27 protein-coding genes are annotated in these 25,799 nt (G+C 36.1%); 14 read left to right on the top strand and 13 right to left on the bottom strand.

All coding sequences use genetic code 11. From position 1 onward, the window contains the following. Positions 1-242: 242 nt before the first annotated feature. On the bottom strand, positions 243-1,220 hold the full coding sequence (locus tag MHB40_RS25060) for a tRNA-dihydrouridine synthase (RefSeq protein WP_342533647.1): 978 nt from the start codon (positions 1,218-1,220) through the stop codon (positions 243-245). Between the two features lie 282 nt (positions 1,221-1,502). Here MHB40_RS25060 and MHB40_RS25055 point away from each other — a divergent pair, with 282 nt between their 5' ends. The 4 genes from MHB40_RS25055 (at position 1,503) to MHB40_RS25040 (ending at position 6,090) form a co-directional block, all read left to right on the top strand. Beyond that, positions 1,503-3,374, top strand: a complete 1,872-nt coding sequence (locus MHB40_RS25055) for a leucine-rich repeat domain-containing protein (RefSeq protein ID WP_342442083.1) — start codon at positions 1,503-1,505, stop codon at positions 3,372-3,374. Between the two features lie 203 nt (positions 3,375-3,577). Continuing rightward, positions 3,578-4,252 carry a peptidylprolyl isomerase gene (locus MHB40_RS25050; RefSeq protein ID WP_205446258.1) on the top strand — a complete coding sequence of 225 codons (675 nt, stop codon included), beginning with the start codon at positions 3,578-3,580 and terminating at the stop codon, positions 4,250-4,252. A 198-nt stretch (positions 4,253-4,450) separates the two neighbouring features. Continuing rightward, the gene (locus tag MHB40_RS25045; RefSeq protein ID WP_205446257.1) at positions 4,451-5,005 is read left to right on the top strand and encodes a sigma-70 family RNA polymerase sigma factor; all 555 of its coding nucleotides are present in this window, start codon (positions 4,451-4,453) and stop codon (positions 5,003-5,005) included. After that, positions 5,002-6,090 carry a DUF4179 domain-containing protein gene (locus MHB40_RS25040; RefSeq protein ID WP_342442082.1) on the top strand — a complete coding sequence of 363 codons (1,089 nt, stop codon included), beginning with the start codon at positions 5,002-5,004 and terminating at the stop codon, positions 6,088-6,090. Before MHB40_RS25045 ends, MHB40_RS25040 begins: the two co-directional genes overlap by 4 nt. Before the next feature lie 45 nt (positions 6,091-6,135). Here the strand turns inward: MHB40_RS25040 and MHB40_RS25035 are convergent, their stop codons facing one another. Then, entirely contained in the window at positions 6,136-6,468 is a 333-nt protein-coding gene (locus tag MHB40_RS25035) for a BRCT domain-containing protein (RefSeq protein WP_205446255.1), read from the bottom strand. 112 nt (positions 6,469-6,580) lie between these two features. On the opposite strand from MHB40_RS25035, the gene MHB40_RS25030 reads away from it, so the two are divergent. Next, the gene (locus tag MHB40_RS25030; RefSeq protein WP_205446254.1) at positions 6,581-8,125 is read left to right on the top strand and encodes a histidine kinase N-terminal 7TM domain-containing protein; all 1,545 of its coding nucleotides are present in this window, start codon (positions 6,581-6,583) and stop codon (positions 8,123-8,125) included. A 53-nt stretch (positions 8,126-8,178) separates the two neighbouring features. Here MHB40_RS25030 and gnd read toward each other — a convergent pair whose 3' ends face one another. From gnd to MHB40_RS25010, 4 genes are read right to left on the bottom strand one after another with little or no spacing between them, the layout of a single operon-like run. Continuing rightward, a complete protein-coding gene (gene gnd, locus MHB40_RS25025) occupies positions 8,179-9,579 on the bottom strand; it encodes a decarboxylating NADP(+)-dependent phosphogluconate dehydrogenase (protein ID WP_205446253.1) in 1,401 nt (466 codons plus the stop codon). A 25-nt stretch (positions 9,580-9,604) separates the two neighbouring features. Continuing rightward, a complete protein-coding gene (locus tag MHB40_RS25020; RefSeq protein ID WP_342442081.1) occupies positions 9,605-10,951 on the bottom strand; it encodes a GntP family permease in 1,347 nt (448 codons plus the stop codon). A gap of 15 nt (positions 10,952-10,966) precedes the next feature. Next, on the bottom strand, positions 10,967-12,508 hold the full coding sequence (gene gntK / locus MHB40_RS25015) for a gluconokinase (protein WP_342442080.1): 1,542 nt from the start codon (positions 12,506-12,508) through the stop codon (positions 10,967-10,969). Continuing rightward, positions 12,501-13,232 (bottom strand): GntR family transcriptional regulator, encoded by a 732-nt coding sequence (locus tag MHB40_RS25010; RefSeq protein ID WP_205446250.1) that lies wholly within the window; start codon positions 13,230-13,232, stop codon positions 12,501-12,503. The genes gntK and MHB40_RS25010 overlap by 8 nt, the downstream gene beginning before the upstream one ends. A 237-nt stretch (positions 13,233-13,469) precedes the next feature. Between MHB40_RS25010 and MHB40_RS25005 the strand changes: the two genes are divergently transcribed. Both MHB40_RS25005 and MHB40_RS25000 read left to right on the top strand, forming a co-directional pair. Beyond that, entirely contained in the window at positions 13,470-13,679 is a 210-nt protein-coding gene (locus MHB40_RS25005) for a hypothetical protein (RefSeq protein WP_205446249.1), read from the top strand. Between the two features lie 187 nt (positions 13,680-13,866). Then, complete coding sequence (locus MHB40_RS25000; protein ID WP_342442079.1) at positions 13,867-14,142, top strand: hypothetical protein; 276 nt, start codon at positions 13,867-13,869, stop codon at positions 14,140-14,142. A 66-nt stretch (positions 14,143-14,208) separates the two neighbouring features. On the opposite strand, the gene MHB40_RS24995 is transcribed toward MHB40_RS25000, so the two are convergent. After that, positions 14,209-14,700, bottom strand: a complete 492-nt coding sequence (locus MHB40_RS24995; RefSeq protein WP_342442078.1) for a hypothetical protein — start codon at positions 14,698-14,700, stop codon at positions 14,209-14,211. A 156-nt stretch (positions 14,701-14,856) separates the two neighbouring features. Here MHB40_RS24995 and MHB40_RS24990 point away from each other — a divergent pair, with 156 nt between their 5' ends. The 7 genes from MHB40_RS24990 (at position 14,857) to MHB40_RS24960 (ending at position 21,602) form a co-directional block, all read left to right on the top strand. Further along, positions 14,857-15,006, top strand: a complete 150-nt coding sequence (locus MHB40_RS24990; RefSeq protein WP_243456363.1) for a hypothetical protein — start codon at positions 14,857-14,859, stop codon at positions 15,004-15,006. Positions 15,007-15,144: 138 nt separating this feature from the next. Then, positions 15,145-15,702, top strand: a complete 558-nt coding sequence (locus MHB40_RS24985; protein ID WP_205446246.1) for a sigma-70 family RNA polymerase sigma factor — start codon at positions 15,145-15,147, stop codon at positions 15,700-15,702. Then, positions 15,699-16,634: a hypothetical protein gene (locus tag MHB40_RS24980; RefSeq protein ID WP_342533646.1), complete on the top strand. Its 936-nt coding sequence runs from the start codon at positions 15,699-15,701 to the stop codon at positions 16,632-16,634. Before MHB40_RS24985 ends, MHB40_RS24980 begins: the two co-directional genes overlap by 4 nt. A 71-nt stretch (positions 16,635-16,705) precedes the next feature. Further along, the gene (locus MHB40_RS24975; protein ID WP_342533645.1) at positions 16,706-17,473 is read left to right on the top strand and encodes a nucleotidyltransferase domain-containing protein; all 768 of its coding nucleotides are present in this window, start codon (positions 16,706-16,708) and stop codon (positions 17,471-17,473) included. A 386-nt stretch (positions 17,474-17,859) separates the two neighbouring features. Beyond that, on the top strand, positions 17,860-19,341 hold the full coding sequence (locus MHB40_RS24970) for a malate:quinone oxidoreductase (protein ID WP_205446243.1): 1,482 nt from the start codon (positions 17,860-17,862) through the stop codon (positions 19,339-19,341). A gap of 821 nt (positions 19,342-20,162) precedes the next feature. Beyond that, positions 20,163-21,242: an ankyrin repeat domain-containing protein gene (locus MHB40_RS24965; RefSeq protein WP_342533644.1), complete on the top strand. Its 1,080-nt coding sequence runs from the start codon at positions 20,163-20,165 to the stop codon at positions 21,240-21,242. A gap of 192 nt (positions 21,243-21,434) precedes the next feature. After that, positions 21,435-21,602, top strand: a complete 168-nt coding sequence (locus MHB40_RS24960; protein ID WP_342533643.1) for a hypothetical protein — start codon at positions 21,435-21,437, stop codon at positions 21,600-21,602. Between the two features lie 61 nt (positions 21,603-21,663). Here the strand turns inward: MHB40_RS24960 and MHB40_RS24955 are convergent, their stop codons facing one another. From MHB40_RS24955 to MHB40_RS24930, 6 genes are all read right to left on the bottom strand, one after another. Continuing rightward, positions 21,664-22,332, bottom strand: coding sequence for a hypothetical protein (locus tag MHB40_RS24955; RefSeq protein WP_342533642.1), 669 nt, complete (start codon positions 22,330-22,332; stop codon positions 21,664-21,666). 138 nt (positions 22,333-22,470) lie between these two features. Then, positions 22,471-22,878 carry a MarR family transcriptional regulator gene (locus tag MHB40_RS24950; protein ID WP_342442071.1) on the bottom strand — a complete coding sequence of 136 codons (408 nt, stop codon included), beginning with the start codon at positions 22,876-22,878 and terminating at the stop codon, positions 22,471-22,473. Between the two features lie 156 nt (positions 22,879-23,034). Beyond that, positions 23,035-23,691 (bottom strand): hypothetical protein, encoded by a 657-nt coding sequence (locus MHB40_RS24945; RefSeq protein WP_342533641.1) that lies wholly within the window; start codon positions 23,689-23,691, stop codon positions 23,035-23,037. A gap of 2 nt (positions 23,692-23,693) precedes the next feature. Continuing rightward, entirely contained in the window at positions 23,694-24,101 is a 408-nt protein-coding gene (locus tag MHB40_RS24940; protein ID WP_342442069.1) for a permease prefix domain 1-containing protein, read from the bottom strand. Next, complete coding sequence (locus MHB40_RS24935) at positions 24,098-24,427, bottom strand: PadR family transcriptional regulator (protein ID WP_004233468.1); 330 nt, start codon at positions 24,425-24,427, stop codon at positions 24,098-24,100. Before MHB40_RS24935 ends, MHB40_RS24940 begins: the two co-directional genes overlap by 4 nt. Positions 24,428-24,607: 180 nt before the next feature. Next, positions 24,608-25,798 (bottom strand): M14 family metallopeptidase, encoded by a 1,191-nt coding sequence (locus MHB40_RS24930; RefSeq protein WP_342533640.1) that lies wholly within the window; start codon positions 25,796-25,798, stop codon positions 24,608-24,610. Position 25,799 lies beyond the last annotated feature (1 nt).

Raw genomic sequence — 25,799 nt, 5'->3', positions numbered from 1 at the left:
CTAATTTGATTACTACGGCTAGCTAGTATGAAAGATAAGGAAAAGCCACTTTTGCAGCATGGTTGATTGGAGTGGAGCCAGCGTCACAGAGGAGACCCTGGAGCGAACGGAAGTGAGTGAAGCGGCTCATCGGACGCCCCCTGGAAAGGACGCTGGCCGAACGGAAATCAACCCCTCACCTTGCAAAGTTGCTTTTTCTGCCGTTGACATCCTCTTTATTTGTCGCAACTTATAATAAAGGTTTACTCCGTTAGTTCGAGGGCAATATACGCAGCTAGTATTTCACGGACTTCATCAGTAGAATTTGCGTTCAGTAATTGAACTCTCAATTGACTAGCCCCTTTGAAGCCACGTACATATATTTTAAAGAAACGCTGTAATGCTTTAAATGAACGCGTTTCGAATTCCTTGGCATAGTGGTCATGAAGATCAAGGTGTAAGTATAGTAAGTTAAGGTATTCTTTGGCGCTATGCTCTTTAGGTTCCTTTTCAAAGGCAAATGGGTTTGAAAACACACCACGTCCAATCATTACACCATCGATACCGTATTGCTCAACCAGTTTTAGACCTGTTAAACGATCAGGAATATCACCGTTGATTGTCAGTAATGTTTGAGGAGCAACTTCATCACGTAGTTTTTTGATATCTGCAATTAATTCCCAATGTGCAGCGACCTTGCTCATTTCTTCCCGTGTACGGAGATGAATAGAAAGATTGGCGATATTCTGTTTTAAAATATGGGTAAGCCACTCACGCCATTCTGCTACATCCGTAAAGCCAAGTCTTGTTTTAACACTAACTGGTAATCCACCTGCTTTGGCTGCTTGAATAATATCTGCGGCTAGTTCAGGGTGAAGAATTAAGCCAGCTCCTTTACCTCTTTCTGCTACATTATCAACTGGGCAGCCCATATTAATATCAATTCCCTTAAAACCTAATTCCTTCATACCAATACTCATTTGACGAAAATGTTCTGGGTTGTCTCCCCAAATATGTGCAACAATGGGTTGCTCATCTTCTGTGAAAGCTAAGCGATTACGTACATTATCTAAGCCATCTGGATGACAATAGCTCGTCGTATTGGTGAATTCCGTAAAAAATACATCAGGTCTCCCTGCATCCTGAATGACATGACGAAATACAACATCTGTCACATCCTCCATAGGAGCTAAAATGAAAAATGGCCGTGGTAAATCAAGCCAGAAATTATTTTGATTCATTGATAAATATCCTCTCTTTCCAAAATACTACCTTGCAAAAAGATATCATATTTACATTATTTCTACATAGTTAATTGGCTTAGCTTAAGGATGGAAATGCATAATCGTATTTAGACTTAGGTTCTCTTAGATTAGAGGAAAAAATATAATAAGTTAGAATTTAAAAAATCTGGCTCTGCACTGCGGATTTAGTCTCAGGTAGTTTGCCTATATTTCATAAATATTGACATTTATTTTTTAGACAACTAAGCTTAATGGAAAATAGAGTTGGGAGGGCTGCCAGTGGAATTTATTAAATTAAATTGTCCAAATTGTAATGGGAAAATTGAATATAAAGAAGAGCAAACATTCAAATGTCCTTTTTGTGATACTGAAATCATGTTAAAAGAGAATAAAGTTTATTATGTAGATCAAACGATTAATAATTATTATGGAACAGCTTCTCCTAATACAACATCCCGTCCAAAAACAAATTTAAAGCTGCTCCTTCTGCTACCAATTATCATGATGTGCGTATTCCTTGGGTATTTCCTTTTAAGCAGTAATCAAACAGAGCATGGAAACCGTGAAGAAATATCTGTTCGAACAATGCCTGAAAGTGAAGTTCTTCTGTTCTTTTTAAAAGATATTTTTGATAAAGGTGGGGCGATGCCAGCAAAAGAAGAGATGGCAAGTATTCGATATTTGGCTGCCTACTATTCTGACGAACAATGGCATTTTGATTATAGTCTAGAAGATCCTTTTACAAATAAGGAAGCTAAAATTTCTACGTATATCATTATGGATAAGATATTAAATACGCAAGAAATCCAACAAAAGGACTTTGAGGCCTTTACTGGATTAACGGTTTTAAAGCTCATGAATGATTATGAAATATCACAAAGTGAAAAAGTAAGCTTCCAACATCTTAAAAACTTAAAAAGTTATACAGGTAGCTTTAATGAATCATTTAGTAAAATTGCAGAATATTTTAGTGATAAGTCAAATGTTAAAGAGCTCTCTATCCAAATTAGAAGTAATGATGAACTTGCTTTATTATTAGAGTTTCCTAATCTTCAATCACTTGAATTATCTTATGTGACTGAAGAGGTGACGGATTTCCAGATTCTAAATAAATTACCACTGAAATCACTGTCCTTAAACTCAATCAATGATTTAAAGTGGCTGTCTACATTAACTAATTTAGAGTCGTTAGCAATAGACATTAGTGAAGCTACAGATTTTAGCCCACTTTACTCACTGACTCAATTACAAGAATTGAAGCTTACATCAGTAAGAAATTTAAAAACGCTTGATTTTATACAAAACATGCCTAAACTACAATCTTTAGATCTTGAATCCATGAATATAATCAATTTAGATAGGCTTAGAAATATGTCATCTTTAACAAAGCTACGATTAGCCTCTCCTGGTCAAGTGGAATTATTGGATATTGTGAACAGTCTAACGTCACTAACGGAGTTATCGTTAACTGGTTATCATGGTGATATGTCATCGATTGTAGCACCCCATTTGAAAAAAGCAGAACTAAAGAGTTCGTTTTTACCAAAGTTAGAGGCACCAGCTTTAAGAGATTTGACGGTTTCTATAAGCGGTTCGGAATCCCAATTGAATGGTGCAGAATTATTGAAATATCCACAGCTAGAACAGCTTACAGTCATGGAGTATGGAATTCTTAAAGGTATTCGTTCATTAAATGACCTACCAGATTTGCAAACAATCAATTTAAATGAGACCCTCTTTTATGAAGAAACCAATGACTTATTCAATTTACAGCACGTAAAAACGTTAAACTGTTATGAATGTAATTTTCAAGTGAATAGTAAACCATTTACGAACAACGTGCTAGAGCATTTAACTTTGAAGGATGTCTCGATTCAAATTGATAATGACAATTGGGTACAAGAAGTGGATAAGATCATGCCTTACTTTGCTGGCTTTTCAAATTTGCGTTCTTTCACGTTACAAGATAGTTCACTACAATCGTTAAATTTCTTGGGAAATTGGCAACAAATAGAGGTGCTTCATTTAGAAAATAACGCCATTTCAAATGTAGAGCCATTAGTGAATTTACCTAACTTAAAAAAGCTATATATTTTAGGAAATCAGGTACAAAATCAATCTGTTTTAGACAAAGGGATTATCATTTATTGAGGTCATGCACATTTATAAAACAACTAAATTCCAAATGTGTAAGCAGAGAATATTGTCATTTTGCAACATACCACTTTAATAGAGTAGAAATAAAAAGTAGAGACGATGATAGGAATATCCTGTCATTGTCTCTCTTAGATTTGTCCTAAAGATTGGATAGTTTTATAATGAATTGATGTTTAACAAGAGGAGTTGAAAAGGATATGTTCGCACGTAATAAAGGTTTGTATTTTATGCTATCACTACTTGCCATTATTGTTGTTTTGACAGGCTGTGGTACAGCTAAGGATAGTGATAAAACAGAGAGTAACACGGCTAAGGAAACGCAAGAAGCAGTGGATTATGCGTCAAAGGTGAAGGAAAATCCAATTGTGACGATTACGATGAGCAATGATGAAAAAATTGTTATTGAATTAGAGCCTACTGTAGCACCGAATACAGTAGCTAACTTTATTGCTTTAGTAAAAGATGGATTCTATGATGGCCTTATTTTCCACCGTGTTATTCCTGATTTTATGATTCAGGGTGGAGATCCTACGGGAAATGGTACTGGAGGACCTGATTATACGATTAATGGTGAGTTTTCTTTAAACGGATTTGAAAATAATATGAAGCATGAACGTGGTGTTATTTCGATGGCCCGTTCAGATGATCCAAACTCAGCAGGCTCACAATTTTTCATTATGGTAAAGGAAGCATCACATCTTGATGGGAAATATGCTGCTTTTGGGAAGGTGATCGAGGGGATGGAAACAGTCGATGCCATTGTTGCGGTTGAGAGAGACGCCACAAATAAACCACTAGAAGATCAGCAAATGAAAAAGGTAGAAGTGGATACAAAAGGCTTTGATTATCCAGCACCTCAGGTAAACAAGTAGTTTGTGTCTCAATGCTATTTGCTAAAATCCAAAACTTAATATAAACATTAGAAAGGCTAAATCAATTGAGATTTAGCCTTTTATATTTGTTAAAAAATTGAAATTATAAATATTTTTGCGTAATATGAGAAGAAATTTAAGATTGAGCGATGTTTTATATAAAGGATCCTTTATGTTGGTGGAAGAAAGGGTGTTTGCATGAGGGTAACAGATGAAAATTTTATAAAACATCTTAAGAAAAAACGGGAAGAAGCACTTCAATATGTCATTGATGAATATATGGGGATTGTCAAAGCGATTATTTATAATGCTCTAAAATCCTATAATGATCCTCAAATAATAGAGGAATGTATTAGTGATACATTTCTAGGGGCTTATGAAAATGCTAAACAATTTAGAGGCGATAAAGAGGATTTTAGAAGATGGATTTGCACGATAGCAAAGTTTAAAGCCATTTCACAACAAAGAAGGTTGTCTAAAACGCCATATTTTTATGAGCTAAATGAAACAGGTGAAGCCGCAATATCGGCTGAAGAGGAATACTTAATCAAGACAACGACGGAGGAATTGCTCATAATGATGAAGCAATTAGAGCAGTTAGACCGAGATATTTTTACGATGAAATACTTTTTAAATATGAAAAACGAAGAAATTGCTATCCATTGTGGTTTAACAAAAGCTGCTATCGATAATCGATTATATCGTGGGAAAAAACGATTACAGCAAATTCGTTTGGGGGGAAGTATGACATGAAAAAGCTATATAAACAATTTAATGATTTAAATCTTGATATCAATATAGAGCCGATGGAAGTGAGCACGGTTGAAAAAGAGAGAGTTAAAAGAAATGTCATGATGGTCAAAAAGAAAAGGCATTTCATTAAAAATTTTATTGTTGCAGCTACTTTTTTTATTGCGTTCAGTATGACACTTGGTTATACATTTCCTACATTTGCTGCAAAATTACCGTTTATCGGAAATATATTCGAATTGTTTATTGATGATGAAAGGTATGTATTTAACAATTATGATCACTATTCTACAAGTGTTGGAGTGAGCCAAGAAAGTAATGAAGTTGAAGTCACCGTTACAGATGCTGTATATGATGGCGAAAATATTACGATTGCTTACACTATTAAAAGTGAAAAGGATTTAGGAGAAAGGCCAGTATTATATGGTGAGAATCGTGAACTAACTGCTGAGGAATTTGGTAATAGGTATCGATATGACGGCTATTCAACAAATTATTTGGTTCAAAAGATAAACAGCAATGAGTATGCAGTATTGTATATTTTTGAACTCATTAGAGGCTCAAAGCCCGAGGAAGTTCACATTAATTTTCAAGGAAATCAAATTGTTGATTTAAATAATGTAAATAATTCAGTAGCAGGCGACTGGGCATTTGAATTTACTTTAGAGAAGCTTGAAAGTGAAACAATAAAGGTGGAAAAGGATAGTATGAAAACAGAAGGGGAAGGTATAAAAATTGAAGCTTTTAAAATAACGAAAACACCTATCTCTACGACATTTTATCTTTCCGAAGAAGTTTTGGTGGAAAAAGAAAATGAAGCTTGGCGAGGAGTTCTTATTGACTATATTGTGACAGATGATTTAGGGAATGATTATAATGTCATTCATTTTAGAGGAACTAGTCATAATACTGATTTTAAAGGGCGTGGAAATTTCCCTCGTATTGTTGCAAACAACTTTGATGAACAAGCTACCTCGATTATGATCACCCCTGTAGTAGGTGTATACAAAATTAAGGATAGTACAGGAGCATTAGAACCGATAAAAGAGCCGTATACATTGAAGCCTATTGTTGTTCCGATAAAGTAAAAATATGAAAAGAGTATGTAAGAAGAACAACCTTACATACTCTTTTTACTTGTCAATTTCCCTTGGTATCGAAATAAGCCATAAAAAATCATCTTCTATCAAGATTTGAATGTCTTGCCCCTGACTCATTAGCTGCTCGGCTTTATGCTGCTTGGCGCTTATACCGCGACGTTTATCACCAAGAATGACGAAATCCGTTTGCTGTGTAACAGCTCCCTGTAAATACCCTCCATAAGCTTTTACTTGTTTGGCGGCTTCGGAACGTGTCATGGTGGAAAGTGCGCCTGTAAAAACGATTTGTTTATTATAAAAAGGGTGGGTTAGATTTTCAACTGAATCAGAAAAGAAAATGATTTCTGCGTTGTCCTTATTGATCATATTCGTTACTCCTTAAAAATTCACTTTTAGATGCAATTTAATCAATAAATAAATCCACAAAATTTTATATGTATGCTACATTAAAATTAAAAATTTAAAGAGGTACATAGACATGAATTCGCAATTGACTGCTTTCATTACTCTTAGCTGTACATCAGGTGTACTAAATTTGTATTTATGTTTATACGTATTTCTACAACGCTACAATTATACAAAAATTGCTCAATTGTTTATTAGTTATACCGCATTAATTGCGGTATATTGTTTTGCCTCTGCTTTTGGTTTAATCGCTACAACATTGGGCACCATCAAGGTTTGGACAGCCATCCAATATGTAGGTATGGCTTTTTCAACGCCTCTCGGATTATTGTTTATCATGCAATACCTGGGTTTTCGTCTAACAAGGAAAAAGATAATGGCCCTTCTTGCCATCCCTTTTATTAGCTTAATTATGGTTGCTACAAATGACATTCACCATTTTCATTATAGAGTATTTGAAATAGATCCTGTATTAGGGACGCCATATGTTTATCAGGAAATTGGCATATGGTATATCATTCATGGCATGTTTACTTTTGGCTGTATGTTCGTATCTTTTTTATTAGTATTAATCCATTGGAAAGAGACTACTAAGGCCTATCGGCAACAATTAATTGCCCTAATGTGTGGTCAACTTATTCCTATGATAACAGCATTCATCTATTTATTGGGCTTAACACCTCAAGGGGTTGATCCTGTTCCTATGGTATTATGGGCTTCTTCATTTTTGTATTTATGGTCTATTAATTCCTCACGGTTATTTAGGGTGATGCCTGTTGCCAAGGATGCAATATTTCATAGTATCAATGATGGGGTTATTGTGTTAGATGAATCTGAACGATTAATAGAGTTTAACCAAGCCTGCAGCAAGGTATTCCCTCAGCTAACCAGATCCATGATTGGTAGGGACATTAGGAAAGCATGGCTTGAAGTAACTGGGCAAACGATGCCCTTTACATTGGAGGCAGCGGTGAATACGCAAGACATCGAGATTGTGCTTTCGAATCATACTTATCAAGTGCGCATTACAGAACTACAGCATGTTAATCATGGTAAGGGATTATTACTCATTTTCACTGATATTACAGAGTTAAAGGAGCTACAAAGACAATTAGAACAACAGGCTTATTATGATGAACTTACACAAATCAATAATCGTCGAGCCTTTTTCCAACAATGTAATCAAGCTTACAGCGAGGCAGGAGAAGCATCATCGGCTTTTACTGTCATTTTAATGGACATCGATCATTTTAAAAACGTCAATGATACGTATGGGCATGCTATTGGTGATCAATTACTAGTTCATGTCGTAAAGGTTTGTCAGAGTGTATTGAAAAAAGGAGAACTGTTTGCACGGTATGGCGGTGAGGAATTTGTTCTTGCGCTCAAGGACCATACATTATCAGAGGGACAAGCATTAGCTAATTTGCTCTGCAATAGCGTAGAATCCCAACCGCTTATGACTACGGAGGGAGCAATTCGTGCTACCATTAGCTGTGGTGTAGCTGAAGGTACAACAGGACAAGAGACATTGTATCAGCTTTTAAACAATGCGGATAAAGCATTGTATGCGGCAAAACAAGCAGGACGTAATCGAGTACATGTTTATCTAGAATAAAAAAGCTAAAATATACAATCATTGAGGGAATGATGTATATTTTAGCTTTTTACTTACCAATTTGTATGGAAAACACCTTCTGCATCAATTCGCTCATACGTATGCGCACCGAAATAATCACGTTGTGCCTGTAACATATTAGCATTAGATGAACCTGTTCGATAACTATCGTAATATGTGAGAGAAGCACTTAAGCAAGGGAATGCATTTCCTGCTTGGATGCCTTCACAAACTATTTTTCTTAATCCATTTTGATAATCCTTCGTCTTTTCTGCAAAGTATGGATCAATTAATAAATTATCTAGTGAAGGTTGCTTTTGATAGGCTTCACTAATAACATTTAAAAATTCTGCTCGAATAATACAACCACTACGGAAAATTAATGCAATATCTTTTAGTGGTAAATGCCATTCATAAAGCTCAGATGTCATTTTATATTGTGTAAATCCTTGCGCATAAGCACAGATTTTCCCCATGTATAAGGCTTGGCGAACGTATTCAATCCAGACATCCTTCTCTAGATTTTGCTGATTGTAATTTGGTACAGATAGTATTGCCTCTGCTCGAATTCGTTCCTCTTTTAATGATGAAATATAGCGGGCGAATAAGGCCTCCGTAATAATTGATGTAGGAATTCCATTATCTATGGATTGCAGGCTTGTCCATTTCCCAGTCCCTTTTTGACCAGCTTTATCAAGAATCATATCAATCAGCGGTAATCCTGTTACCTCATCTTTTTTCCGTAAAATTTCAGCTGTTATTTCGATTAAATAGCTTTTCAATTCGCCTTGATTCCATGTTTCAAAGATAGTAGCAATTTCTTCAACGGATAATCCTACATTTTTTCTTAAAAACGTATAGGCTTCCGCAATGAGTTGCATATCGGCATATTCGATTCCATTGTGTACCATTTTGACGAAGTGACCTGCGCCTTTAGGACCTATATACGTACAGCATGGTGTATCATTCACTTGTGCTGCAATCTTTGTCAGAATAGGTGCTACTTTGTCATAGACCTCCTGATCGCCACCAGGCATGATAGATGGCCCTGTCAATGCTCCTACTTCACCACCAGAAATACCAATCCCTAAATAACCGATTCCTAAAGCTTTTAGTTCATCGTATCTACGCTCTGTATCTTTATAATGAGAGTTACCGCCATCCATAATCACATCGCCCTCTTCAAGGAAAGGCACTACTGATTGAATAACTGAATCAATGGCTTTACCAGCTGTAACCATTAAAAAAATCTTTCTCGGTTTTTCTAAAGCTTGTACAAACTCTTCAATTTCATAGTAAGGAGTAAGCGCCTGTCCTTCGACTTTTTGTAGAAGCTTGTCGGTTAAATCTCGTGTGTAATTATAAACGGCTACTTGCTCGCCCTTATTAGCCATGTTTAAAGCGATATTACTGCCCATAACACCTAACCCAATAACGCCTATTGTATTTAACATTGTGCTTGCTCCTTTTTAACATTTTTTAAACAAATAAACTAAGTAATAAAATAAACCCTAAACCAGCCACAGATACAATTGTTTCTAGCAAGGTCCAAGTAGCGAATGTTTCCTTCATGCTTAACCCAAAATATTCTTTAAACATCCAGAAACCAGCATCATTGACATGGGAAGCAATTAAACTTCCTGCACCTGTTGCCAGTACGACCAAGGCAAGATTCACATCACTTTGACCTAACATTGGAATGACTAGCCCTGCTGTTGTTAAAGCAGCAACTGTAGCCGACCCTAATGAAATACGTAATATAGCGGCAATAATCCATGCTAGTAAAATTGGCGATAAGGTAATGCCTTGGAAGAGTTCAGCTACATAATCACCAACACCACCATCGATTAATACCTGTTTGAAGGCGCCACCGCCACCAATTATTAAGAGCATCATACCAATATGCGAGATTGCTGTTGTACATGATTCCATTACTTGCTTAATAGGAATTTTCCTTGCGATTCCCATTGTATAGACAGCAACTAATAAAGAGATTAGCATGGCTGTACCAGCTTCGCCGATAAAGCGGATACCTGCTAAGAAGCCATTATCTTCAAAGCCAACTGTTTTTTGTAACAGTGTAACAATAGTAGCAATGGACATTAAAATAACGGGTAGTAATGCAGTGAAAACACTTATACCAAAACTTGGTGTGTCCTCTAGTTCAAATGTTTTTTGTTCACCTAGAGAGGCAATATTTCCAGTTTTGTTGAATGATTCAGGCACTAACTTTTGCGCCAATTTTGTAAATAATGGTCCTGCTAAAATGACAGTTGGAATGGCGATGATAAAGCCATAAAGCAATACTTCACCAATGTTTGCCCCAAATTCACCAGCGATGACGGTAGGCCCCGGATGAGGTGGCAGAAATCCATGTGTGACTGATAATGCTGCTGTCATCGGAATTCCTAAATATAAAATAGAAACTTTTAATTGTCTTGAAATGGCAAAGACAATAGGGATTAATAGCACAAGTCCTACTTCAAAGAAAAGAGCGATACCGATAATAAAGGATGCGGCTACTACAGCCCATTGGATGTTCTTTTCCCCAAATTTATTCACAAGGGTCATGGCAATGCGCTGTGCACCACCAGAATCCGCAATTAACTTACCTAGCATGGCACCAAGTCCAAATATTAAAGCTAAGTGACCCAGCGTGCCGCCTAATCCAGCTTCAATTGTTTTGACAATAACATCTAAAGGCATACCGAGGGCTAGTGCGACACCGAATGAAACAATGATTAATGAGATAAACGTATTTAATTTAAAGCCCATTATTAAAATTAATAGCGCAATAATACCAATACCTACAATAACTAATGGCATGTATTCTCCTCCTCTTTAGTCAGGCTTAATTAAGCTCCTTTGATACTGAGCAATTGACGCATAGTCATCTGCTAACACTCTAGATAAACGAATGAAAATTGGGAGTAGCTGTCTATATTCTTTGGCCGCCTCTTCGATTGGTGTATGCTTATAAGTGTCACCAACCATATCAGCGACAACGTCAAAGGAATCGATTTTTCCCATAGCATATAAGCCTAAAATACAAGCACCAAGACAGGAGCTTTCATAGCTTTCAGGGACTACCACTTCCGATTCAAAAATATCAGCCATCATTTGTCTCCAAATCTCAGAGCGTGAAAAACCACCTGTTGCTTGAATACGAGTGACAGGGCTTTCCATACATTCGAGTAAGGCTAAATAGACAGTATATAAATTGTAGATAACCCCTTCGAGGGCAGCTCGTATCATATGTTCTTTTTTATGAGACATGGTTAAACCAAAAAATGAACCGCGCACATCTGGATTCCATAAAGGCGCACGTTCACCTGATAGATAAGGATGGAATAGCAGTCCATCAGCACCAGGTCTAACACGTTCAGCGATTTTCGTTAACACTTCATATGGATCAATACCCAGTCTTTTAGCTGTTTCAATCTCAGAAGAGGCAAACTCATCACGAATCCAGCGTAATACCATACCACCATTGTTTACTGGTCCACCAATGACCCAATGGTTTTCTGTTAAGGCATAACAGAAAATTCTACCCTTCACATCTGTTTTGGGTTTATCAATTATCGTACGGATTGCACCGCTTGTCCCAATTGTAACGGCAATCTCACCTTCTCTAATGGCATTCACCCCTAAATTGGAAAGCACGCCATCACTTGCGCCAATGACAAAAGGTGTTTGTGGGTCAATGCCAATTTGTTTAGCTAAATGGACATTGCAGTTAGAAAATAACTTAGTTGTTGGTACGAGTGTCGATAATTGTGCTCTTGAAATACCTGCAATGGTTAAAGCTTCCTCGTCCCAATCCAATGTGTGGAGGTTCATCATACCCATACAGGAAGCTAATGAATAATCCACAACATATTGGTCAAAGAATTTTTTAAAGATATATTCCTTAATACCGATATATTTCTTTGCTTTATGAGCGATTTCGGGATGCTCATTCACCAGCCAAGTGATTTTGCTTAATGGGGACATTGGATGTATAGGTGTACCCGTTCTTTTATAAACTTCATGTCCATTCCATTCATCTTTAATTTTATGTGCCCATGCTTCACTACGATTATCCGCCCAAGTGATGACAGGTGTTAACGGTTGGTCATTTTCATCTACAGCGATAACACTATGCATAGCACTACTAAAGGAAACAAATAGTAATGGTTTGTCGGAATGGACTTTCATAATACTGGTAATGGCTTGCAGTACAGCTTGAAAGATTTCTTCTGGATTTTGTTCAGCTGTCGAAATATCAGGGGTATATAAGGGATACCCGATATTTTCTTGTTGAATAACCTTTCCGTGTTCACTAAATAATACGGCCTTTGTGCTAGTAGTCCCTATATCAACACCTAACATATAGTTAGTCATCTTGTTGCTCAACCCCTTTAGATAGCATTTGCTGTGAACGCCATAGATCTTCTACTTTGCCTTGAACATCATCAAAATTTTCATGTAAGGATTTAATCATGAGTTCTCGGTCTTTGGCTCTAATCGCATCAATATATAGTTCATGATTTTTCACAATTCGAGTGAAATCCTCATATTTTTCTTTAAAGCGCATGCGCATAGATAGCAAAATCAAGCCTTCCATTACTGGTTTTAAATTATTCCAAATCATTGTGATATAGGAATGTCCAATGGAGCGAATGATAGCCTCGTGGAACATAACATCCTGGTAAGAAAATTCGTCCGCATCACTATATTTAATGGCAACCTTCATCATTTCTAATGTTTTGCTAAGCTCCATTGCTAAGTTCGTTGTATCCATTTTAATTAGACGTTCAAACACGAATGTTTCAATCAGCAAACGAACATCATAAATTTCTTCTATTTCCTTTTCTGATAAACCGATGACAACAGCGCCCATTTTTTCTAATCGAATGATATTTTCAGAAGCTAATATTCTTAAGGCTTCACGAATGGGTGAACGACTTACTTCAAAATCAGCTGCCAGTTTGTTTTCAGAAAGAATGGTACCGCTTTCAATTAAGCCTGAAATAATGCGCATTCTAAGTTCATATGCTACGCGATCTCCTGTTGACGCCTTAGAAAGCCATTTTTGTGGATATAAATAGTCCTTAGATTCGCTCATAATATCACCTTTTTTAGTTTTGAGTATACTTGTATACAAGTATTATAGTCAGAAAGAAAATAAGATTGCAAGCGACTTACGAACAATTAGAAATTGAAAAAGCCTCAACACTATACTTAGCTAAATAAAAAAAATAATGCACATTGTTTTTTTCTCATTGGACAAACTTTAGAATGAAAAGTTCCTAAAACACATAAACAGTTTTAAAGCTTTTCAAATAATCGATGGAGGATGGTTATGTCAAATATGAATACAAATCGTAACAAAACAACAAATGGTACGAGAAGTGCAAATAAAACAAACCAACAGCGTCAGAAACTTCATCGTGAGGAGTTTGGTGCTGAGTTTGAGCTTGATTCAGCTTCAGCACAGATTAACAACTTTGCTGAAACACAAGGAAAAACAGGTAGCAAGCAACCAGCCAGTGAGAGGACTGCCTGGCACTAATTTATATTTGACAACTATTTTTACATTGAGGGGGGAACTAAGGCAGTAGCCTTAGTTCTTTGATTATAGCCTGGGAAATATTGTGTTTTGTAACTTGGCGTTATTTTCTTCCATACATATTTTCGGGGCACTTCATAATACTACATCTAGAACAATGAAAACTTTTTAAGAAGGGAAGATGTATACATTGGCTAAGCACTCCGATACAAGTTGGAAGCAAGATCACCCTAGTATATTGTTTAGTAACTCCGTGCTAAAGGCAGATCGTTTGTTGAAGCATGCTAAATCACATCCAGAGGAAATAGCGCTAGAACATGCTTTCAATCAAATTAAGCATGCTGAAAATGCACGTTTCAATGCAGAGCAATATGGTGAACATTTGGATATTGTGCAGCAAAATAAAGAAAGCCTAGAGCAAATTAAACAGCAATTACATGAAATGAAAGACGATATGAATAAGTAATAACAGATAAAAACGGCTTAAATTCTCATAGTGAGGTTTAAGCCGTTGCTCATTTCAATGATGAGGTTAACACCAAACTATGATTTCGTACGGTGTGGTTTGGGCAGGAATACTTCTAGTGGAAGGGCCATAAATGACAATGAGGTTTCGATTTGCAGGATTATTGGAAAAAGGCTGCCCATTTTTAAGTGAGATAACCGTAGTGGGGGAAAGTTTTAATTGTAATTGTCCATCACTACTTAGCAATTGATGATTAAAAAAATCTACCTTTACATTTTGATAGTTGCTATCTTTAACAATAATTAAAGCACGATATTGAGGTGGGTAAATCATTGGAACAGGTGCATCTCCATCATAATATCCTGTTACCCATTCACCCGTTGTAACAATTTCACGATTAACAAAATAGGTGGAGGGAGAAATAATAAAATTGACAACCCCGCCAGCACCATCTTCTAAGGTCATCATTTTATAACAACCGTTCTTATCCCCGTTTTGCCCTACAGGAAAATCACTGATTTGAGTGATGACACCTCGAAAAGATTTAAAATTGACCATAGCCATTCCTTTCTTACATATTTCTCTTTTGTAGCGTATCATTTTAGTTTATGTAGCATTGTAAAATTAGGTGACAGGCAGTTAATAGGGATGCTATTTCATCCCAATCCATCTATACTTAACATGCTTACTATTACGTCAGAGGAGTGGAATCTATTGAATTGGATTTCTAAAAATAAGAAAATCTTTCTATTATTAATTTTTGTTATCGTTGTCATTGCAGGTGTACTCGATATTAAATATGAGGGCTTATTCTTTCAGCTATTACCAACATCTATGCAAACATTTTTAGCTGGTTTATTTTAATATGTTGAGAACCGTACCTTATAAGAAGGACGGTTTTTTTATTAAGGAAGGTTTTTTAAAGAAATTTTTCATTACATGCAACCAATTGTTTGGATTATCTACTTTATAAGTAAGAGTACATAAAAGGAGAAAAAGCAAATGGACGATGAAAAAATAGTTGCTTTATATATACAACGCTCACAGCAGGCTATTTTGGAAACAAGGGAGAAATATGGAGCATACTGTAGAGTAATTGCGAGAAAAATCTTGTCAAATTTGAGGGATGTTGAAGAATGTGAAAATGATGCCTACCTAGCTGCATGGAATACAATCCCACCACAAATACCAAGAAAACTATCTATTTTTTTAGGGAGAATCATCCGTAATATTGCGCTAGATAAGCACAGCTATAATACAGCAAAAAAGAGAAGTAATGAATTTGAGATGATTCTCGCAGAGCTGGAAGAATGTCTAGCTTCCTCTCACACAGTAGAAACATCCTATGAAGCTGGTGAAGTTGCACAATACATTAGCCAATTTTTATACACCCTAGATGAACAATCTAGAAATATTTTTATTCTGAGATATTGGTACTCCTATTCTATTAAAGATCTCTCTTTACACTTTCAAATGAGTAGTAGTAAAGTAAAATCCAACTTATTTAGGACACGTAATAAACTAAGATTTTATTTGGAAAGCGAGGGGATACAGATATGAAAAAAGAGGAGCTATATCGAGAGTTTGGATTAATAGAGGAAGAGTTAATTGAAGCTGCCAAACATGATGTAAAGAAAAAAAGTTTTTCTAAAAAATGGCTGGCTGTGGTAATAAGTATGATGATCGTAAGCTCCGTTTCTACTGCCACAATAGCAGCAGCTTACTATAAACATCAAAATAATGAGCTTTATATTCGTTATTTATCGGCAGAGGATATGGAATTAATGCCGGCTACAGAGTATGATGCAGAGAAATTTCTAAAAGCGCTAGATAGCGACAAAGAGGAGTATATCTATATTGCAATCAATAGATTGATCGAGAGCTATAATAATGAAAAGTTTAGAAATAAGGCGTTAAAGGCTATTCAGCCCTTTATACAAAGTGATAACGAAAAAATTGCGAATGCGGCTATTTTTGCAGTAGATATTTTATCAGGAAGCTTTAAAAGTCAGTATGTATATAAATTAGCAGATGGGAGTATCTTTTTTACTTTATTCAATAATTACTCTGACTACGGAAGCCAAAATGTTCTTTGGCGGATAAAAGATGATGTGCTAGAGGCGTATTCCAGCTTCTCCAGCCCCTCTATGTATATTAAAAAAATAATCCCTTCACCTGATCAAAAGTTAGTCGCCATTGTCACCAATTCTAATAAAAGCGAATTTGTCGAAGTAATCAACGTGGAAGAGCGTATGGTAAGTCCAGAGTTAGTTGAATCTTCTAGGGTTAAATATGGTGCTGAACAAGGTTTAGATACTTGGATTCGAACAGATCATGAAAACTATAGCTATGTGGATCATCTTAAATGGAAGGGAAATGCAACGATAGAATTTGAAGCTAGCCTTTCCTATGATGACACAGCGATTATTAAAAATGTGTTAGTTACTTATGAAATTAACCAAAAGAAATTAACCGTGAAAGAAATTGAATAATGACGTGGAAAGTAAAACAGATTTTCTATTTTTTGAATAGTATTGTAGAAGAAAAAGGAAGTGAATGATTGATGGCAAAATGGACAATAGCCTTAGAAACATTCTTAAAAGATTGGCAAGACAAAGAGGAAGTTGTAGGAGCACTCGTTTGTGGGAGCTATGTTACTGGAAATCCTTCTAAACGCTCTGATATCGATGTCCATATTATTTTGGCAAATAATGTGGAGTGGAGGGAAAGGGGCAATCGTGTTATAGATGGCTTTTTAATTGAATACTTTGCGAATCCACCAGGTCAAATTCGGGGATATTTCCAAGATGATTTTAAAAAACGAAGAACCATGTCGATGGTGCAATTTAAAACAGGTAGAATTTTATTTGATTATACTGGAATAATAAAAGATTTGAAATTTGAAGCAGAAGAGCGCCTCAAAGAAAACTATAAACAAATGAATAAAACGCTCTTAGAAATAAAAAAATATGAATTATGGGATGCACTAGACAATTTAAAGGATTGTTATGAGCAAGAGAGAAAGGACTTTTCCTTTACCTACCATCACTCATTAGCCATTTTGTTTTTAGCGTACTGTCAGTTTTTAAATCTAGAAACGATACCCTTCTATCAAATCCATGCCTATCTGGAAGATCCAATATACCTGCAAAAATATAGTAAGTCGGCTTTTCCAGATGCTGACTTTAAAGAAATTTTTATGAGAGCAATGCAAGAGGACCATGCTGAAAAGATGATGGCACGATATGAAGCATTAGTGGATTATGTGTTAATACAAATGGGCGGTTTTCATATAGATGGATGGTATGTAAAAAGTGCAATCGATAGTTAAGCTTGAAGGATGGAAGTTAGTTCAGAAACAAGACGAGCTACATATTTTATGTTATTATACAGATATAATAATAAAAAGAACCTATTTTTTATGAAAATGTCAACCATTTTTAGGCCGATTATTCCATTAAGCTTAAATTATTCAATTTTTATTTAGAACAAAAAGTGATTTTTTTGCTTGAATTATGAATGGAAAGGCTCGAAAAAAGCTGATAACTCTCATATAAATAGTTGATATTTTATTCTTGAACTAATTGTGATAAACTGCAATAAGGTAATAATTGATACAGAAATGGTGTGCTCCAAGGTTGCTCCATGGCTACAGTACTTCTAAAGTGGGAGTGCTTACATCCTTTCTGCAAATCTTAATATATAAGGAAGGTAAAAATGAGTAACAGACAAATTAAATCAGATGTTATCTTAATTGGTGCCGGAATCATGAGTGCAACTTTGGGAACATTACTCAAAGAATTAGCACCAGATTGGAAAATTACAGTGTTTGAAAAGCTTGAAAAAGCAGGCGAAGAAAGTTCTCACGAATTAAACAATGCGGGAACTGGACATGCTGCATTATGTGAGCTGAACTACACATCAGAGAAAAAAGACGGATCAATCGATATCAAAAAAGCGATTAATGTTAATGAACAGTTCCATGTTTCAAGACAATTCTGGTCGTATCTTGTAAACAATAAGCTGATCAATAATCCACAAGACTTCATTATGCCTTTACCACATATGAGTTTAGTACAAGGGAAAGAAAATGTTGAGTTTCTAAAGAAACGTCATGAAACGATGACAAAAAATCCTTTATTTGAAGGAATGGAATTTTCTAATGACCCTGAAACACTAAAAAAATGGATTCCACTTATTATGGAAAATCGTCCTGCTGGTGAAGACATTGCTGCAACGAAAATTGACACTGGTACAGATGTTAACTTTGGTGCTTTAACACGTATGTTAATTGACCACTTAAAAGCAAAAGATGTTGATGTTAACTACAATCATAGTGTTGAAAGTTTAAAACAAGCTAGTGATGGTACATGGGAAGTACGTGTGCATGATTTAGACGGCTGTAAAATGGAATATCATTCAGCAAAATTTGTCTTCCTTGGAGCTGGTGGAGGAAGCCTAGAATTACTACAAAAATCAGGTATTCCTGAAGGGAAACATATTGGTGGATTCCCAATTAGCGGTTTATTCTTACAATGTAATAATCCAGAAGTGGCTGAACAACATCATGCAAAAGTGTACGGAAAAGCAAAAGTTGGTGCTCCACCAATGTCAGTTCCGCATCTTGATACTCGTTATATTGATAATAAAAAATCATTACTATTTGGACCATTCGCAGGTTTCTCACCGAAGTTCTTAAAAACAGGTTCAAATATGGATTTATTTGCTTCAGTAAAACCGCATAATATCACAACATTATTAGCGGCAGGCGTAAAAGAAATGGGATTAACAAAATATTTAATCCAACAACTTATGCTTTCAAAAGAACAACGTATGGAAGAACTACGTGAGTTCATTCCAAATGCGAAGAGCGATGATTGGGATATTACCGTAGCTGGTCAACGTGTACAAGTTATTAAAGATACAGAAGCTGGCGGTAAAGGAACACTTCAATTCGGTACAGAAGTTGTAAGTGCTTCTGATGGCTCGATTGCAGCTTTACTTGGAGCTTCACCAGGTGCATCTACTGCTGTACATGTTATGCTTGAGGTTCTTAATAAATGTTTCCCTCAACATATCAAGGAGTGGGAACCAAAAATTAAAGAAATGATTCCATCTTATGGTTTATCATTAGCAGAAAACCCAGAGCTTCTAAAAGAATTACATGCAACAACAGATAAAGCACTTGGCTTAAAATAAAAGTAAGTCATGTAAGCGTTTAAGAAAGAGCTCTCAATCTACTCAGATTGAGAGCTTTTTTAATGTTGAAAAACAAAACAGTCAATTGAAAGGTGAAAATGGATTTCCGTTGCAGGCTACTTGCTTTCCTGTGGGCGAGCGCCGAATCGCTTCCTCCGCTACCGCTCCGTGCAGGGCTTCGCCTGTCTCGCTATCCCACGGGAGTCAAGTAGCCTTCCACTCCAACCCACAAAAGTGTTATCTTTTTAGCAAAGGTTTTCAGCTAAAGTGAAGGTGTTCACTACTCTTTATGAAGAGGTGTTGTCACGCATCACTTCTTCACATTAAAAATAAGTGCCTCTCCTCTCTCTAATAAGACAAATAGTGGGCTATTTTGTTCACTACTACTAGTATGAAAGACATTTTCAGAATGGTTGATTGGAGTGGAGCCAGCGTCACTCCTAGGGGATTGAGCGTCACAGAGGAGACCCTGGAGCGAACGTAAGTGAGTGAAGCGGCTCATCGGACGCCCCCTGGAAAGGACGCTGGCGGAACGGAAATCAACCTCTCACCTTGCAAAGTTACTTTTTCTGCCGTTGACATCATCTTTTTTCAACAACATGAGAGCTCTCAATCTACTCAGATTGAGAGCTCTTTTTAATTAGAATATATCCTTTCCTGGGAAATTTTTAATCCAGTTGTGTTCTTTTTAATAAAAGAACCGTCAAAATTAATATAAATCTTGCCTTGTATTTTATGACACTATAGCTCTATGTCCCATTGTTTTGTAAGTGGTTGTTTTCTATACTTTTTATAAATGTTAGAAGGGAGCCCATCTATAGATGATTAAGCTACAAGATATTGGAACATTTCAAGAACTACCAGAGCTTGCAATGCATATCTATACTGGCAATATTACTGCTTTGCAGGCTGCGAGGGATAAAGGCTGGAATATTGAAGAAGAGATACGTTTAAGTCCGCATACATCATTAAGCCCGTTGGATTTAGCATTGATTGCACAAAGATTTGAGGTAGTAAAATTATTAGTTGAATATGGGGTCAATTTAAATGTGGAAAAAAATCCTGCTTTTTTAAGAGCTGTTCGATATTGTAAGGAAACTATCGTACGTTACCTTGTTGAACAAGGGGCAAGATTAGATGGCTGTAATCAAGTTGGATCTGGGGCCTACTCTCAGGCGTACTATGGCAATAAAAGAAATATCCCACTTATTCATGAATTGGGACTTGATATAAAGCTGCATGGGGGAGTTGTATTACGTCAGGCTGTGTCGAATTTTGACAGGAAAACGGTCACTTATTTACTTGATCACGGAGTAGATATTAATTATCAAAAGCCTGACATGGTCTATCCCTATGAGGCAACACCATTAACAATTGCAACACGAATGGGTAATATCGCTATGGTGAAATACTTGATTGAACGAGGTGCAAATGTCACTTTAGCGGAGAAAGATGGGGAGAGGGCTTATACAATTGCAGTAGGTATGAAAAATATGGAACTAGCAAATTATTTGAAGGCTCTAGAACCTATTGAATTTCATACTTTAGAGAACAAAAAAGAGGCATTAAAAAAATACAAATTACCAGATGAATTGGTGAATTTTCTGACAGGCGATCGATTGCATCTCGAACTTGCACCAAATGACTATGGCATTCACTATATCGATTTTTTTAAACTAACCGATACAATTGAGATGAAGTTGGGTCGTCGAAAGCTCCTTCTTCTTTCCGCAAATATCGACAATTATTCTGATTTGCAAATAGTCTGGAATCCAAAAGGAGAGGGGCAAGTGGGGTGCTATGATGTAGAGCATGAGGAATATGCTGATTTATGTAGTTTTAAAGAATTTCTTGCTAGACCAGAAATATACCTTATCCATTTTCTTGAGGGGGAGCTTTAGCCGTGCTGATAAAAATGTGAATCAGCTAATAAAATGATCCTTCATGCTGTTCAATATTTTATGTGTTCTTGTAATAAATTTAATTTAAAGTTGTTGAGAGTAAGCATACTCCGCCCAAAAATATGCTTACTTCTTTTATTGCTCTATATTCGAAGGTTTGATAAACAAAAAACTATAGAACGTTTAATATATGTGGCACAAAAGAACAGCAGTAGAGCTATTAACAGTGAGAAGGGGATGCTGAACATAACTGGAAGAGCTACACCATACCAGAGGCCCATTTTAATTTGTTCCAGTCCGAATGTTCGTAAAAAGCCAGCGATTATGGATAAGCCAGCACTGAAAAGTAATCCAACATAAAGTACAGATAATACCACTAAAGCTAATAAGCAAAAAAAAGTCTTTAGCATTTTTAGGAGTGTCACTCTTTTTCCCTCCGTATAATGTGATGCACCTTTGCACTTGAAGCAATCGAATAATCATCTGTGTAGGAAAGTGTCCCGATTACACAATTTTCCCCCACTTGTACCACTTCACCTTCCACAAACTCAGCCTTTGTATTAGAGAATTGTAGGTGTTTACCGCTTACCGTGTGACAACGTAACATTTTCTTAAATAATGGAAGGAGCGTCATCCTATCCTTTTCGATGATCACATTTTCAGCCATTAACCTGCCAATTTCACTTTCTCCTGATAACTTCAAATGAAAATGATGAGCGATTATTTCCGCAGCCTTCACTATACCTATAGCGTCAAATTGCTCGCTTTGTAATTCCCCCTCAACCATTAGTTTTCCAGAACTATTGATTTTTTGGATTAGACCATTACGTATTTTAATATTACCGGCATTTGTCAGTTCTTCGATTTCACAATAATCCTTTAATGCACACGAGCCAGTGCTGTTAAATACCTGCGCAGTAACTGGATAATAAAAGGAGCTATGACCATGTGTGGACACTTTTTTTAAGTGTACTTCTTGATGTAGCGATACAGCTCCTCGAATATTTAATTGTTCATAACCAGCATTCAAATGTTTAATAGAGCCATTCGTTTGTGTTAGGGTACGGAGTTTTTGAAACAAAAAATTCACCTCATTATAATTTAATTAATATATATTTTAATTATTAAAATATATATTAATTAAATTATATGTAACTTCCATTTGTCAAGAACAAAAGCATTGCCTAAAAGTTGAGCAATAAAAAAAGGATTTCAATTTGTTGAAATCCTAAAGAATTTTATTCATTAATTGGTTTACTTCACGTAAGATATTGGCCATGTCTATCAGTTTATCCTGAGAAAACTTTAAAAAGATTTCTTGGACTTTCATGTCACCAGTATTTGTTAAAGCCATGATGACCACACGTCGATCATTATTTTCTCTAATTCGTTGTATTAGCTCTAGCTTTTCCAATTTATCGCACATGGAAGTTACAGCTCCGGGGGTTACACTAAAGAAATCAGCAATTTCTGTTGCCTTCATCCCATCATTTATTTTTAGTTGCAGAAGCAATATTAATTGGTTTTGTGATAACGCTTCCCCTTCAGATAAAAGATCTACAAACATTTTTGACTTCTGCTGTATTTCTAGCATTTCTTTCATAATAATTTCTACATTGTTTAGACTTTCTGCCATATAATCACGTCCGTTAAAATATTTAATAAGTAAATTATATAGCAATTAAACAAACGATGTCCATGTTGGAAATACAAGTGCCAATAAAAGTAATGAGGTCATGATTAAGACAAGATATTTAATGAACTTTTTAAAAGTTTTCATAGAATACCTTCTTTACATGCGTTTCATAAAAGTAGCATGATACATTCTTCTTTTATACACATAAAAGTACATACTTAGAGGCCACCATAGCGTAACAAAAACAGGGTAGATTGCCCATATAACATTTGGTGAAGAAACAACGTTAACTGTAATGAAAAAGATACTAATTAGTATAGTAGCTGTAACGGAGAATGCTACAAAGGTTTTTCGTTGTGCGTGATATAAGGCTAGAGGCCACCATATCACTAAAAATGCAGGATAAATTGCCCAAGGGTATTGAGGAGATACAATGATATTCAGTATAGTGTAATAGATGATTGTAGAAGCACAGCCAATTAGTGCTGTTTTTAACGTTTTAGCCTTTTCATCTAAGTACATTAGGATTGGCCACCAGATAATTGGATAAATAGCATAGACAAACCATAAATGATTCGGTGCGTATAAATAATTTTCAACTATAAGAAACGCAATAATTAAGGCACTACAAACGATTGAGTATTGTTTATACAATTTTTTAGCCATAAAGAATAAAGTAATTGGCCATAGTAGTAGCAATAAGCATGGGTATATAAACCACATTGTTTGAGGAGATGTCGTATAATTAACAATCCCTAAAAAAACCATTGTCATCAAGCTCCCAGCTATAGAAAAGTTAATAAAGTTCCTCATGTTTATTCACCCCATTTCTTGCGGGACCACACAAAGTACATAGATAAAGGCCACCAAAGAATGGCGAAAATCGGATAGATTGCCCAAATTGTATGTGGTGTGTAATAAAGATTAATAAAAATAAAAAATGCAATGATTAAGCCACTACCCCAAATTGAAAATTCTAGATTTAATTTTGCCATGTTTTTCTTTGCTGGCTCTTTAACACCTAATTCTTGCTTTAAGTCTTCAATATCTCCAAATTCTACGATGGCTTTATTGATGGCATCTTCTTGTTCTTTCCCTTGATCCATCAAATAAAATACTTTTTCTTCGAGATTTTCAATGATTTCTTGTTTAACCATTTCCGTTTCGTTATTACGAGGAATGTCTTTAAAAAGCTCATCAATATGGTTTTTTATTCTTTTCATTCTAAGCCCTCCATAAATAAATCGATTATTTCTTTTACTTCCGACCATTCTTTCACTAGCTCATTTAAATAGGCTTTACCTAATGAGGTAATACGGTAATACTTTCTTTTGCCTCCGTGTGAGACATCTCCATAATAGGCTTCAATAATTTCCTTTTTTTCGAGACGTTGAAAAACAGCATACAAAGTTGCTTCCTTGATTTGAAACCGATTGTTTGTACGGAGACTTATTTCCTGAGAAATTTCGTAGCCATAACGGTCTTTTTCTGAAATTAGCCGTAAAATAATCGAATCCAAATGTCCTCGGATAATATCACTGCGAACCATAAGTCACCTACTTTAATTTATTGCTCTATCTGACAGAGTAATAGTAACAAACATTACTCTGTCTGTCAAAGTAATTTATTTCACTTTTTTAGCCATGACGAGACCTTCCTATAAAAAAACTCCATTCGCAGAAAAGCCCAAAAGGACTGTTTCTTAGTGAATGGAGTTTGATTACTCTTTTTACATATACAACGCAGCAAGAAAAATCCCTAAAGATTCCTCGTAAATGTCATCAAACTGACTGACTGGTAAAGGGTTTGTGCCACTGCCTAACTCAACAGTGAAGCCAGGTCTACGCCAATCCTGGATAAACCAATCCTTATAGCCAGCATAGCTTCCAGCAGATTGAACGGGCTCATAGCCACTTACTCTACTAAATTCATTGACAAGAACCTCTGATTCGGGGGGCTCTAGATTTTCAAAGCCCCAATATATGACGCGTCCCTGTGTGTGAAAGGCTAATACTCTAGAAAAATCACGTTGCTTGGTCAAATCAGCCATTGCAATGGCTTCAGGTTCAGATAATGGTCTTTCACCTCCATAATCTCTTGGCCCTGGTGTTTTTGGATTACGGGCACTTTCAAGCTCCCATTCTGCAGGAAATTGGTCATTTAAATCAATTCCATGAATGTTTGCTTTCCAGCCAGAAAAATCAGCGCTATCATTATTCCATGCGATCAGTTGATTTCTTAACGCTTCATCATTTGGTGGGCCTTGTATCACTAAATCAACTCCATCAGGATTCACCATTGGTACGATGGAAAGGAATGCTTGCTGATAAAGAGAGAATGGAGAAATACCACGAATACTACTTTGATTGGTGAGAGCGAGCAAATAGTCATTTAAAAATGTTAGAATAATAGGTGTAGTAATCCATTCGTTCGCATGGAAGGAGCCATTATAGTGAACACGTTTTGCACCATGGCCAATTGTCAGCTCAGGTAGCTCTTTCCCTAAAACGGAACTGCCAATGTTTGAACTATGAAGAAAAGGATAGGCATCAAGGAGCTTTCTGAGATCATTCATCATATGGGTATACGTGTAATTTTGCTTACCTTCAACTAAACGCCATGTAATCCGTTGAGGTATGCGAATCATTTGACCGATTTGTAAGCGATTTGGATTGAGACCAGGATTAACGAGTAATAGGGCGACTAGGGGAAGGTTTCGACTCTGGGCAATCCGCCAAAAAGAGTCCCCTTGTTTAATTTGATAGTTGTTGGTCACAAAACCAGGAATACGAACGCGTTGTCCAACTCTTAAAAATTGGGGATTTATATTTTCATTGGAATCTAAAATGAGTTGAAGAGGTATTTTAAACACTTCACTGAAATGCCAAAGTGAATCTCCTGGCCTTACGATAATATCCACA

The organism is Lysinibacillus sp. FSL K6-0057 (assembly GCF_038630885.1).
Taxonomy (GTDB): Bacteria; Bacillota; Bacilli; order Bacillales_A; family Planococcaceae; genus Lysinibacillus; species Lysinibacillus fusiformis_F.
Note: the sequence above shows the minus strand (reverse complement) of the source record. Positions and strands in the feature narration are given on the sequence as shown.